At 64.1% G+C, this 12,651-nt stretch carries 12 protein-coding genes; 4 read left to right on the top strand and 8 right to left on the bottom strand.

All coding sequences use genetic code 11. The features are described from left to right. Positions 1–46: 46 nt before the first annotated feature. Positions 47–1,135, bottom strand: coding sequence for a fatty acid desaturase (locus PF66_RS04320; RefSeq protein ID WP_054061977.1), 1,089 nt, complete (start codon positions 1,133–1,135; stop codon positions 47–49). A 96-nt stretch (positions 1,136–1,231) separates the two neighbouring features. Here PF66_RS04320 and PF66_RS04315 point away from each other — a divergent pair, with 96 nt between their 5' ends. Beyond that, the gene (locus PF66_RS04315) at positions 1,232–2,236 is read left to right on the top strand and encodes an AraC family transcriptional regulator (RefSeq protein WP_054061976.1); all 1,005 of its coding nucleotides are present in this window, start codon (positions 1,232–1,234) and stop codon (positions 2,234–2,236) included. Positions 2,237–2,293: 57 nt separating this feature from the next. On the opposite strand, the gene PF66_RS04310 is transcribed toward PF66_RS04315, so the two are convergent. After that, a complete protein-coding gene (locus tag PF66_RS04310; RefSeq protein ID WP_054061975.1) occupies positions 2,294–2,980 on the bottom strand; it encodes a Crp/Fnr family transcriptional regulator in 687 nt (228 codons plus the stop codon). 86 nt (positions 2,981–3,066) lie between these two features. On the opposite strand from PF66_RS04310, the gene PF66_RS04305 reads away from it, so the two are divergent. Beyond that, positions 3,067–3,591: a DUF962 domain-containing protein gene (locus PF66_RS04305; RefSeq protein ID WP_054058216.1), complete on the top strand. Its 525-nt coding sequence runs from the start codon at positions 3,067–3,069 to the stop codon at positions 3,589–3,591. A gap of 146 nt (positions 3,592–3,737) precedes the next feature. Here the strand turns inward: PF66_RS04305 and PF66_RS04300 are convergent, their stop codons facing one another. The 6 genes from PF66_RS04300 to dibA form a co-directional block, all read right to left on the bottom strand. Next, positions 3,738–4,727: a sulfate/molybdate ABC transporter ATP-binding protein gene (locus PF66_RS04300; protein WP_054061974.1), complete on the bottom strand. Its 990-nt coding sequence runs from the start codon at positions 4,725–4,727 to the stop codon at positions 3,738–3,740. A 3-nt stretch (positions 4,728–4,730) separates the two neighbouring features. Next, positions 4,731–5,603 carry a sulfate ABC transporter permease subunit CysW gene (gene cysW, locus PF66_RS04295; RefSeq protein ID WP_054058214.1) on the bottom strand — a complete coding sequence of 291 codons (873 nt, stop codon included), beginning with the start codon at positions 5,601–5,603 and terminating at the stop codon, positions 4,731–4,733. Positions 5,604–5,615: 12 nt separating this feature from the next. Then, entirely contained in the window at positions 5,616–6,434 is an 819-nt protein-coding gene (gene cysT, locus PF66_RS04290; RefSeq protein ID WP_054058213.1) for a sulfate ABC transporter permease subunit CysT, read from the bottom strand. Positions 6,435–6,517: 83 nt separating this feature from the next. Next, positions 6,518–7,528: a sulfate ABC transporter substrate-binding protein gene (locus tag PF66_RS04285; RefSeq protein ID WP_054058220.1), complete on the bottom strand. Its 1,011-nt coding sequence runs from the start codon at positions 7,526–7,528 to the stop codon at positions 6,518–6,520. Positions 7,529–7,692: 164 nt separating this feature from the next. After that, positions 7,693–7,875, bottom strand: coding sequence for a sulfur starvation response protein OscA (gene oscA / locus PF66_RS04280; RefSeq protein ID WP_007941032.1), 183 nt, complete (start codon positions 7,873–7,875; stop codon positions 7,693–7,695). 351 nt (positions 7,876–8,226) lie between these two features. After that, a complete protein-coding gene (dibA, locus tag PF66_RS04275) occupies positions 8,227–10,161 on the bottom strand; it encodes a phosphodiesterase DibA (RefSeq protein ID WP_054058212.1) in 1,935 nt (644 codons plus the stop codon). Between the two features lie 167 nt (positions 10,162–10,328). On the opposite strand from dibA, the gene desA reads away from it, so the two are divergent. Together desA and PF66_RS04265 are read left to right on the top strand one after the other, a co-directional pair. Beyond that, positions 10,329–11,513, top strand: coding sequence for a delta-9 fatty acid desaturase DesA (desA, locus tag PF66_RS04270; RefSeq protein ID WP_054058211.1), 1,185 nt, complete (start codon positions 10,329–10,331; stop codon positions 11,511–11,513). A 148-nt stretch (positions 11,514–11,661) separates the two neighbouring features. Then, positions 11,662–12,651, top strand: a complete 990-nt coding sequence (locus PF66_RS04265; RefSeq protein ID WP_054061973.1) for a GGDEF domain-containing protein — start codon at positions 11,662–11,664, stop codon at positions 12,649–12,651.

The raw sequence follows: 12,651 nt of genomic DNA, 5'->3' as shown, positions 1-12,651 counted from the left end.
GGGAGGCGTTCCCACGCAGCGCGCGGGAACGATCGAAAGCAGCCCTTCAGCCCTGTACGACCCTCGCCGCCTGTACACGGCCACGTTCCTGGCGGACAAACCGGTTCGCCCGGGCAAAGGTGCCGAAATCATTGAAGCGCACGCCCATCTCGGCCATCACCTTGTGGGCCACCGGCGCGGTCATCTGGCGAAGGTAGAAGGGTTCCTTGACCACGAAGTGGTGAATGCCGTGGGTGCTGCCGAAGTTGAAGCAGAACGCCTGCAGCGGCCATAGCCACCAGGGGTTGAGCACCTGGGTCTGCTGGATCACGTTGCCCGGCTCGACATCGCCGTAGTAGTGCATGTTCGAGCTGATGAAATGCAGGCAGAAGGTACGCAGCACGTTCGGCCCGATGATCACCACCGCCGCGATGTCGATCACCCGCATCGTCGCCAGGGTCCCGGCCGACCAGTCGATCGAGGTCCCCAGCAGCGCGGCGACGCCGTTGGCGCCATGGAACCCGAGGAACACATACCAGGCGCCCCAGTGCAGCAGGGCCAGTGGTGCATAGACCAGCACCACACGCTTGAGAATGGCGCGCCGGTGCGCCCAGCTCTTCGCCCGGCCTGCGCGGATCAGCGCCGACATCACGTTGTCGCCGACCATCAGCAGCCGCGCCAGCCCCCACGGCTCGCCGTTGGTGATCGCACGCTCCTCCATGTCGGCCTCGGTGCCGGAAACCTTGTGGTGGTTGAGGTGCAGGTGACGGCGCACCCAGGGGTTGATGGTGCTCGGCCGCGCCAGCCAGACCAGCGCCAGCATCAGGTTGTGCGGCACGCGCCGCCTGCGGAAATACATGCTGTGGATCAGGTCATGCTCCAGCTCGTGGGTCAGCGAGGCGAGGAAGGCGTTGACCAGCAGGCACGCCCACCAGGCCAGGTAGCCCTCGATATAGAGCACCGCCGAGCCGATCATGCCGGCCAGGGCGAAGGCCAGGATGCCCGCGCCGATGGCGTCCTGGTGATTGAGCAGCGGGTAGCGCCGACGCAGTTCGACGCCCCGGGCCAGCACCACCTCACGAATGCGCGCGCAGCGCTGCTGATCGTCCAGCGCCTGAACATTCGTGGCCTGGGGACTTGCGCAAACACCTTCCATGATTCCATCCTCTGGTCATTGATGTTCGCATCTTGCGCCGTAGCATCTCTGAAGGCCGTAGCCGCGAACGCCAACCCGTTGACCGGACGCGCCAACATGCCTGAACCGACTTCGCTTTCCAGCTGGACCCGCGCCCTGCGCAAGCAGCTCGACGCCCTCGGCCTCGACAGTGCCGCCCTGTGCCGCGAGGCCGGGGTCGACCCGCAACTGATGGACGATCCCAACGCCCGCTACCCGCTGTCGGCCACCACCCGTCTCTGGCAGTTGGCAGTGCAGGCCAGCGGCGATCCGGCGATCGGCCTGCGGGTGTCGCGGTTCGTCAGCCCGACCACCTTCCATGCCCTCGGCTATGCGCTGGTCGCCAGCGGCAGCCTGCGCGAGGTGTTCGAGCGCATCGTGCGCTACCACACGGTGGTCAGCGATGCCCTGGAGCTGGAACTGAGCCGTGAAGGCGAGCGCTACCGCTTCAGCCTGCGGGTGCCCAAGGGCAGCCCGGAGCCGGCCCCGGAAGCCATCGATGCGTTCGCCGCGATCTACGTGCGCACCTGCCGCAACCGCCTGGGCCGCGAATACGCGCCGTTGGCGGTGCACCTGCGGCGGGCCGAGCCGACGGACCCCAAGCCCTGGCACACGGTGTTTCGCGCGCCGGTGTTCTTTGCGGCCGCGCAGGATTGCCTGGAGTTCGCCTGCAGCGATTTCGACAGCCATCTGGACGACGCCAACCCGGAGCTGGCCGAACACAACGAAGCGGTGCTGAACCGCACCCTGGCGCAACTCAAGCCGCTGACCTGGGAGCGCAAGGTGCGCCAGGCCATCGAGGCGCAGTTGCCGGAGGGCGAGCCTTCGGCCGAACGCATCGCCCAGGCCCTGCACCTGAGCCTGCGCAGCCTGCAACGGCACCTGGCCGACGAGGGCTGCCGCTATGACACGCTGCTCAACGAATGCAGGGAGAACCTGGCACTGCTGCACCTGCGCGATCCGCAGTGTTCACTGAGCGAGATCAGCTACCTGCTCGGGTTTGCCGATACCAGCAGCTTCAGCCGGGCGTTCAAGCGCTGGACCGGGATGACGCCGGGGCAGTTTCGTGACGGGTTGCGTTGAGGCCCTGCAAACTTCGTCAGGTTCAAGAGCCTATTCGCGGCGGTGCGGCGTCACACCTCAATTGCTGGCCGCATGACGCAGGCGCGCCAGGTCGGTGATGATGATCTCGCCGTAGTTCAGGCGCAGGATGCCTTCGTCCTCAAACCCCTTGAGGATCTGGTTGGTGGTCTGCCGCGACAGCGACAGCATCAATGCCAGCTGGTCCTGGGACAGCGGAATCAGTTGCCGCGAATGGTTGAGTTCGCCATAACCCTCGGCAATCTGCAGCAGCCGATGGGCCAGCCGCTCACGGGCCGGCAGCAGGCTCAACTGCTCCAGGCCGATGAAGGTCAGCCGCAGCTTCTGGCTCATCAGCAGGGCGAAATGCCGCCAGTACTCCGGGTGCTCGTCCAGCAGTTGCAGCAGCACACCCTGCGGCACCTGCAGCAGGATGGTGTGGCCCACCGCATAGGCATCGTGGGTACGCGGCAGGCCGTCGAACAGCGAGATCTCGCCGAACCAGTACGGCAGTTCGATCACGCTCAGCAGGGCCTCCTTGCCCTTTTCGCTGACCGCGCCGACCCGCACCGAGCCTTCGAGCACCGCGTACAGGCCACAGGGCGGGTCGCCGCGCTTGAACAGCCGCTGGCCGGGCGTCAGGCGTCGGCCCTTGGCTGCCGCCAGCAGGCTATCCTGCAAGTGAGCCGGCAGATTGCTGAACCAGTGACCCGTCAGCAGGCGTGAACGCCAGGCAGATACTTCCATGGGAACTCCGAGACGATTGTCGGGTAGCCGACAGCGCAAAGTTTTCGAGCAGGGCATGATCCCATCACCCTACAGGAGGAATAACAATGAAAAACCTCGTCGAGCATCTCAGTCAATATGCGGCGTACCACCGTGATCCGCGGAACATCGCCAGCCATTTCATCGGAATTCCGCTGATCGTGATCGCCGTCGCGACCCTGCTTTCAAGGCCGGGATGGCCGGTGGCCGGGCTCTGGCTGACCCCCGCAGTGCTTCTGACGGTGGCTTCGGCCTGGTTCTATCTGCGTCTGGAAGTGGCTCTTGGGGTACTGATGACGGTGCTGCTCGGCCTATCCGTTTGGCTAGGCCAGATCATTGCCGCGCAGAGCACCCTGGTCTGGTTGAGCAGTGGGATCGGTCTGTTCGTGCTCGGCTGGGTGATCCAGTTCATCGGGCATTACTACGAAGGGCGCAAGCCGGCGTTCGTCGACGACCTCAGCGGGTTGATCGTCGGGCCGCTGTTCGTGGTGGCCGAGCTGGCGTTTCTGCTCGGGTTGCGCAAGGCGCTCAAGCAGGAGATCGAGGCGCGGGCGGGGGGCGTACGGTTGCGCGAGAAGCGCGCGGCGGCCTGATGGTTTGGTGGTGTTTGGCAGGGCCTCTTCGCGGGCAAGCCCGGCGCCTGCGGATTTGAGATGTCCATCGCTCTTGTGTACGACGCGTACCTGGTAGGAGCCGGGCTTGCCCGCGAAGAGGCCAGCAAGCCCTGCAACCTTGAGGGTCAGACGTTCGCCAGCTTCTGCCAGACCTTGGGCTTGAAGAACAGCGTCTCGCCCCGCGCCAGGCCGATCAGGCTGTCGTGGTCCTTGACCACCTCGGCCTCGATCAGTTCGCTCTGGCCTTCCACCTTCAGCGTCACCCGGGTCGTCGCGCCCAGCGGACGGATGTCGCGCACTTCAGCGACATGGTGATCCTCCAGCTCATGGCGCGACAGCGACACTTCATGCGGGCGGAACAGCACGTGGTGGTTCTCGCCCAAGTGCAACCGGTTCGAGTCCCCGAGGAAGTGGTAGACGAAGTCGCTGGCCGGGTTCTCGTAGACCTCGCCCGGTGAGCCGATCTGCTCGATCACGCCCTTGTTCATCACCACGATGCGGTCGGCGACTTCCATCGCCTCTTCCTGGTCGTGGGTCACGAACACCGACGTCAGGTTGATGTCTTCGTGCAGCCGCGCCAGCCAGCGACGCAACTCCTTGCGGACCTTGGCATCCAGCGCGCCGAACGGTTCGTCCAGCAGCAGCACCTTGGGTTCCACCGCCAGGGCACGGGCCAGGGCGATCCGCTGGCGCTGACCACCGGACAATTGTTCCGGGTAGCGGTCGGCCAGCCAGTCCAACTGCACCATGTTCAGCAGTTCGTGGACCTTGGTGGCAATCTGGCTTTCGTTCGGCCGCTGGCTCTTGGGCTTCATGCGCAGGCCGAAGGCGACGTTGTCGAACACCGTCATGTGGCGGAACAGCGCGTAATGCTGGAACACGAAGCCGACGTTGCGATCGCGCACGTCATGGCCGGACACGTCTTCGCCGTGGAACACGATGTTGCCGGCATCCGGGGTTTCCAACCCGGCGATGATCCGCAGCAGGGTGGTCTTGCCGCAGCCGGACGGGCCGAGCAGGGCCACCAGTTCGCCGCTGCTGATATCCAGGTTGATGCTGTTCAGGGCCTTGAAGGCGTTGAAGTTCTTGCTGACGTTACGGACTTCGATCGACATGACTTATTCCTCCGCGGCGCTGGCGCGCAGGCGGTTGATACGGTTTTCGCTCCACTGCTTGAGCAGCAGGATGAAGAGCGCCAGGATCAGCAACAGGCTCGCCACGGCGAACGCGGCCACGTGGTTGTATTCGTTGTAGAGGATCTCGACGTGCAGCGGCAGGGTGTTGGTCACCCCGCGAATGTGCCCGGAAACCACCGACACCGCGCCGAACTCGCCCATCGCCCGCGCCGTGCAGAGCACCACGCCGTAGATCAGGCCCCACTTGATGTTCGGCACGGTCACATGCCAGAACATCTGCCAGCCGTTGGCGCCCAGCAGCCGGGCGGCCTCTTCTTCCTGGGTGCCCTGCTCCTGCATCAGCGGGATCAGTTCACGGGCGACGAAGGGCACGGTGACGAAGATGGTCGCCAGGACAATGCCCGGCAGGGCGAAGACGATCTGGATGTCATGGTCGGCCAGCCACGGACCGAACAGGCCCTGGGCGCCGAACATCAGCACGTAGACCAGGCCGGCGATCACCGGCGACACCGAGAACGGCAGGTCGATCAGGGTCACCAGGATGCTCTTGCCGCGGAAGCTGTACTTGCTCACGCACCAGGCGGCGCTGACGCCGAACACCAGGTTCAGCGGCACCGAGATCAGCACGGCGATCACCGTCAGCTTCAGCGCCGACAGGGCATCGGGCTCGAAGATCGCGGTGAAGAAAGCCCCCAGGCCGTTCTTCAGGCCCTGGGACACCACGATGAACAGCGGCAACAGCAGGAACAGGGCGAAAATCAGCCAGCCGAGGCCGATCAGGATCCGCCGCGAGGTGGCACTGCCACGCCGGGCGGCATTGGCCGAAGACGCGGCGGCAATGGACGATTGGGACATGTTCGCGCCTCCTTATGGGGTTTCGATACGCCGCTGCAGCAGGTTGATCAGCAGCAACAGGACAAAGGAAACCACCAGCATCAGCACGCCGATGGAGGTCGCGCCGGTGTAGTCGTACTGGTCGAGCTTGACCATGATCAGCAGCGGCAGGATCTCGGTCTTCATCGGCATGTTGCCGGCGATGAAGATCACCGAACCGTACTCGCCGACGCCGCGGGCGAAGGCCAGGGCGAAGCCGGTCAGCCAGGCCGGCAGCAGCGCCGGCAGCAGGACATGGCGGAACACCTGCAGGGGCTTGGCGCCCAGGCAGGCGGCCGCCTCCTCGACTTCACGGGGAATGTCGGCCAGTACCGGCTGTACCGTGCGAACCACGAACGGCAGGGTCACGAAGGTCAGCGCCAGGGTGATGCCCAGCGGGGTGTAGGCGATCTTGAAGCCCAGGTCGGCGGCGAACTGCCCGACCAGCCCGGTGGGGGTGTACAGCGCGGTCAGCGCGATACCGGCGACGGCGGTGGGCAGGGCGAACGGCAGGTCGACCATCGCATCGATGATCTTGCGGCCGGGGAAGGTGTAGCGCACCAGCACCCAGGCCAGCAGCGTGCCGATGACACCATTGATGACCGCCGCGTACAGCGCGGTGCCGAAACTCAGCTTCAACGCCGCGATCACCCGCGGTGCCGAGATGATGTTCCAGAACTGATCCCAGGTGAGTTGGGCGGCATGCACGAACATCGCCGCCAGCGGTATGAGCACAATCAGGCTGAGGTACACCAAGGTGTAGCCCAGCGTCAGCCCGAAGCCGGGTATGACGGGGGAGATACGACGCGACATAAAAGTCCTTGGTTTTGACGCACAAAAGCCCCGAACGGAATCCGGGGCCCTGGGCTTGGCTTATTTCAGTTTACCGACCCCGATCACTGGGCCTGGTAGATCTTGTCGAACACGCCACCGTCATTGAAGAATTTCGGTTGGGCAGTTTTCCAGCCGCCGAAGTCCTTGTCGATAGTCACCAGTTGCAGTTTGGGGAACTGCTTCTCGTACTTGGCGGCAACCTTCTCGTCACGCGGACGGTAGAAGTTCTTCGCGGCGATTTCCTGACCGGCCGGGCTGTACAGGTGCTTGAGGTACTCGGTGGCGATCTCGGTGTTGCCCTTCTTCTCGGCGTTCTTGTCGACCACCGCCACGGGCGGCTCGGCGAGAATCGACAGGGACGGCACGACGATGTCGAACTTGTCGGCGCCGCCATCTTCCTTCAGTGCCAGGAACGCTTCGTTTTCCCAGGCCAGCAGGACGTCGCCCTGGCCGTTGTTGACGAAGGTGATGGTCGAGCCGCGGGCACCGGTGTCCAGGACCGGCACGTGCTTGAACAGCTCCTTCACGTACTCTTCGGCCTTGGCTTCGCTGCCACCGGCTTTCAGGCCGTAGGCCCAGGCGGCGAGGAAGTTCCAGCGGGCGCCGCCGGAGGTTTTCGGGTTCGGGGTGATGACCGACACGTCTTTCTTGATCAGGTCGCCCCAGTCCTTGATGCCCTTGGGGTTGCCCTTGCGCACCAGGAACACGATGGTTGAGGTGTATGGGGTGCTGGCGTCCGGCAGGCGCTTCTGCCAGTCCTCGGGCAGGGTCTTGCCGAGCTTGGCGACTTCGTCGATGTCACCGGCCAGGGCCAGGGTCACCACGTCGGCGCGAAGACCGTCGATCACCGCACGGGCCTGTTTGCCGGAGCCACCATGGGACTGCTGGATCTTCACGTTGTCGCCGGGGTGGGCCTGCTTCCAGAAGCTGGTGAATTCGGCGTTGTAGTCCTGGTACAGCTCACGGGTCGGGTCATAGGACACATTGAGCAGTTCGTAGTCCTTGGCAACGGCGGAACCGGCAAACACGGCGCTGGCGAGCGCGGCCAGGGCATAACGGCGAATCGACGACATGGTGAAGCTCCCGAAAAAATGTGAGGTATCGGCTTTTTTCTTATGGCGCATCAGGCCCGCATCCGGGCCTGAACGCTGCTGTCTTTACGTGGAGGGGGGCATGAATGGATGCGCCCTCCGGTTGACCAGTCGGGCCTCTGATGGCTCAGAGGGTGTTGCGATGTTCAGCTTGGCTTGTTGCCGGGATTTTGCAGACGGAATTTTTCCTTGCGTTCGATCTGGACCACCTGGGCGTTGTGCACGGTGATCTCGACCGCGCCGAAACGCAGGTCGCGCAAGGCGCTCTGGATCTCACGCAGAATGGTTGCTTCGTCCTGGCCGTCAACGCTACGCAGAGATGCGCTCATGGTCGTGCTCCTGAAATGAGAGTTGCCGCGGCAGTGGCGGCACTGCTTTTGGGCGTTGAGGCCATCTTAGACAGGCGCATTTATTCTTAAAAATACTATTTAAGAATTTTGATATAACTAAATTTAGATAACGAAAGAGGATGGCCGTCGCATGCCGGCTCAAGGGTTGCGCGCCGTGCAGGAGCGTGGCTTTCCTGCGAATAGGCCTGCATCGGCACCGCCGATCCGGTTGAATGGCCGCCTTGCCTCGGTTCGCGGGCAAGCCCGGCGCCTACAGGAGCCTGCAGGAGCCTGCAGAGCTGGTGGGAGCCGGCGGGCTGGCGATGGCGCCCGAACAGGCGCCCCCCTGCCTCAGACTGTCGCGCAGATCTGCGGGGCGTGCTGCCAATCGAGCCGCGGCGCCGGCACCGGCCGGCCGAACCAGTAGCCCTGGCCCAGGTCGCAGCCCTGTTCGAGCAGGAACCGCGCCTGTTCCTGCTGCTCGATGCCCTCGGCATGTACCCGCATGCCCATGCTCTGCGCCAGGGCGATCACCACGCGAACGATCGCCGCATCGTCCTCGTCCCACGGCAGGCCGGCGACGAAGCCCTGGTCGATCTTGAGCTTCTGCACCGGCAGGCGCTTGAGCCGCAGCAGCGAGGAATAACCGGTACCGAAGTCGTCGATCGCCAGGCTCACCCCCAGTTCACGCAGGCGGTGCAATTGCTCCAGCGCCACTTCGGGATCGTCCATCACCGCGCTTTCGGTCACTTCCAGCTCGAGCAGCGCCGGGTCCAGGCCGGTGTCGTCGAGCACCTTCGCCACCTGCTGGTACAGTTCGCGCCGGGCGAACAGGCGGCTGGAAACGTTCACCGCGATGAACGACAACGCCAGGCCCTCGCGCTGCCACTGGCACATCTGCTGGCAGGCCTGCTCCATGACCCAGGCATCGATTTCGGCGATCAGCCCGGTGCGCTCGGCGATCGGAATGAATTCGCCGGGCGAGACCAGCCCACGCTGCGGATGCTCCCAGCGCACCAGTGCCTCGACCCCGACCAGGCGGCTGCCCTGCAGCTCGTGCACCGGCTGGTAGTACACCCGCAACTCGCCCTGCTCCAGCGCTCGGCGCAGCTCGCCGGCCATTTCCACCCGGTGCTGGGCATGGGCGGTCAGTTCCTCGGTGTACAGCGCGTAGCCCTCACGGCCGGCGCTCTTGGCCTTGAACAGCGCCGAATCGGCGTTGCGCAGCAATTGTTCGGCGTTCAGCGCATCGCTGGGGAACAGGCTGATGCCGATACTGGCATTGATGAACAACGAGTGGCCTTCGAGCTGGAACGGCTCCCTGAGGCCTTCGATCACCCGCTGGGCCAGGGCTGCGGCCTGGACCACCTGCGGGCAGTTCTCGGCCAGCACGGCGAATTCGTCGCCGCCCAGGCGCGCCAGGCTGATACCGGTGCCGAACAGGCCCTGCAGGCGCTCGCCCACCGCCTTGAGCAACTGGTCGCCGATGTTGTGGCCGAGGCTGTCGTTGATGATCTTGAAATGGTCCAGGTCGATCAGCAGCAGGGCGCAACCGCGCTTGTGCACCTGCGCCGAGGCCAGGGCCTGGGCGGCCCGGTCGGAGAACAGCAGGCGGTTGGGCAGGCCGGTCAGCGGATCGTAGTGCGCCAGCTGGCTCAACTCGTGCTGCGAGTTCTTGATCGCGCTGATATCGGAAAACACCGCGACGTAGTGACTGAGCTGGCCGTGATCATCGCGAATGGCCCGGATGGTCTGCCACTGTGGGTAGATTTCCCCGCTCTTGCGCCGGTTCCAGATCTCGCCGCTCCACTCGCCGCTGGCCTCCAGGGCCTGGTAGACCTTCTGGTAGAACTCCGCCGGATGGCGCCCGGACTTGAACAGGCTCGGCCGCTTGCCGAGCACCTCGGCCTCCTGATAACCGGTAATGGCGACGAACGCCCGGTTGACGTGGACGATCAACCCCTCGCGGTCGGAGACCAGCACCCCTTCGCGGGTACAGTCGAACACCGCCGCGGCCTGGCGCAGGCGCTCGCGGTCTTCGCCCGCATCCGCCGACTGCTGTTCCCGGGCGGCCTGGACAAACCGCTGGTAACGCGCATGGATCAGGAAAATCAGCACCGCACTGACACTGACCCACAGGTAGCCGCGAACGATCTGCCACTGCACCAACTGCTCGGGCTCATCGAAAAAACTGCTCAACAGCTGCTGGCTGAGCTGGATCCAGAGGATCGACAGCAACAGGTACAACACCCCCGCCTTCAGAGCATTGCGGTATGAACTTGCCATAAGCGGTGCTAATTCCCTCTAGAAATGCCAAATTGCCCTACAAAACGGCCGGAATTATAGAGTAAGAAACATCCCGGCACTCTTATCTGAAACGGCGACTGGTTTTCTCTGGTGGCTCGGTGATAATGCGACGGCTGTTCTTTACTTTATCGAGGGCCATACAGCCTATGTGGTACAACGGTTTTCTTGACCTGTCAGCCTGGCAACTGGTGGCGGTCACCCTGTTGATGACCCACGTGACGATTGTCGGCGTCACGGTTTACCTGCACCGCTATTCGGCCCACCGCTCCCTGGAACTCAACGGCGGTCTCAAGCACTTCTTCCGTTTCTGGCTGTGGCTGACCACGGCACAGAATACCCGCGAGTGGACCGCGATCCACCGTAAACATCACGCAAAATGTGAAACCGTCGACGATCCCCACAGTCCGGTGATCCTCGGCCTCTCCACCGTGCTGCGCACCGGTGCCGAACTGTACCGGGCCGAGGCGGGCAACGCCGAGACCCTGCGCATCTACGGCAAGAACTGCCCGGACGACTGGATCGAACGCAACCTCTACAGCCGCTACAAGCTGCTGGGCGTAGCCCTGATGGGCCTCATCGACCTGCTGCTGTTCGGCGCCATCGGCATCACCATCTGGGCGATCCAGATGATCTGGATCCCGTTCTGGGCCGCCGGCGTGATCAACGGCCTGGGCCATGCCGTCGGCTATCGCAACTTCGAATGCCGCGACGCCGCCACCAACCTGGTGCCCTGGGGCATCCTGATCGGCGGCGAGGAACTGCACAACAACCACCACACCTACCCCAACTCGGCCAAGCTCTCGGTGAAAAAATGGGAGTTCGACCTGGGCTGGGCCTGGATCAAGGTCTTTTGCCTGCTGCGACTGGCCAAGGTACAGCGTGTCGCGCCGATCGCCCATCGGGTCGAGGGCAAGGGCCACCTGGACATGGACACCGCCATGGCGATCCTCAACAACCGCTTCCAGATCATGGCCCAGTACCGCAAGCTGGTGATCGGCCCGCTGGTGAAACAGGAACTGGCCAAGGTCGATCATTCGGTACGCCAGAAATTCCACCGGGCCAAGCGCCTGCTGTCGCGGGAAACCAGCCTGCTCAGCGACAAGCACCAGTTGCGCATCCAAGGCATGCTGGAGCACAGCCAGGCGCTCAAGGTAATTTACGAGAAACGCCTGGCCCTGCAACAGATCTGGGTCAAGACCAGCTCGAATGGCCACGACATGCTCGCGGCGATCAAGGACTGGGTGCACGAGGCCGAGGCCAGCGGCATCCAGTCGCTGCGCGAATTCGCCAACCAGCTGAAAACCTACTCGCTGCGCCCCAGCGCCGCCTGACACCGCTGATCGGCGCGCCTCGCTTCGAGGCGCGTCGTTCGGAACTTAGCGACCATTCCTCTATCTCAAATGCACTTCGCCAGACAGGCGGATTGTCAGTGTCGTCGTGCCTGAAAGCGGCGCGGCCCACCTTCTGAGATGTGTGCCGATGGTGATAAAAAAACCGCAACCGTCCTTGCTCCAACAGTGGCCGGAGGCCGCTGAAACCCTGCTTGCGCTGGTCCATGCGCAAGGCGAGGTCGCGCGCCTGAGCGAGCGCGAACAGTTGTTCAGCTCCCTGCTGGTCAGCGTCAACGCGGTGCTCTGGGCCTTCGACTGGGAGGCGCGGCAAATGCTCTATGTCAGCCCGGCCTACGAGCGCATCTTCGGCCGTTCGGCCGGGCTGTTGCTGGCCGACTACGACGAATGGCGCAACAGCATCTACCCTGACGACCTCGACCACGCCGAGCGCAGTCTGGCCGAGGTGCTGGAGAAAGGCGCGGTGGAAGACCGCGAATACCGCATCATCCGCGCCGATGGCGAAATCCGCTGGCTCAGCGACAAGTGCTTCATCAGCCGTCACGCCGAACCGGGCCAGCGGGTGATCGTGGTCGGGATCGCCGAGGACATCACCGAGAAGAAGGTCCTGGAAGACGAATTGCAGCGCCTGGCCACCACCGACGTGCTGACCGGCAGCAGCAACCGCCGGCACTTCTTCGAATGTGCCCATCGCGAGTTCGAGCAGGCCCGGCTACAGGATTCGCCGCTGGCGTTCCTGCTGCTGGATATCGATGACTTCAAGCTGATCAACGACACCTACGGCCACCCGGCGGGCGACCAGGTGCTGCAGCGAATCGCCGAGACCGGCCGTGCGGCGTTGCGCAGCGGCGACCTGTTCGGGCGGATCGGCGGCGAGGAGTTCGCCGCCCTGCTGCCCGGCTGCGCCCCGGACATGGCCATGGCGATCGCCGAGCGCCTGCAGCGGGAGATTCAGCGCCTGGCGTTCAACCACGACGGGGAAAACTTCGGCACCACCGTCAGCCAGGGGCTGACCAACCTGACCGCAGAGGATCAATTGCTCGACAGCCTGTTCGCCCGGGCCGACGGGGCGATGTACCGGGCCAAGCGCCAGGGCAAGAACCAGATCGTGCTGGCCTAG

The organism is Pseudomonas asplenii (assembly GCF_001293465.1).
In the GTDB taxonomy this organism is placed as follows: domain Bacteria; phylum Pseudomonadota; class Gammaproteobacteria; order Pseudomonadales; family Pseudomonadaceae; genus Aquipseudomonas; species Aquipseudomonas fuscovaginae_B.
Note: the sequence above shows the minus strand (reverse complement) of the source record. Positions and strands in the feature narration are given on the sequence as shown.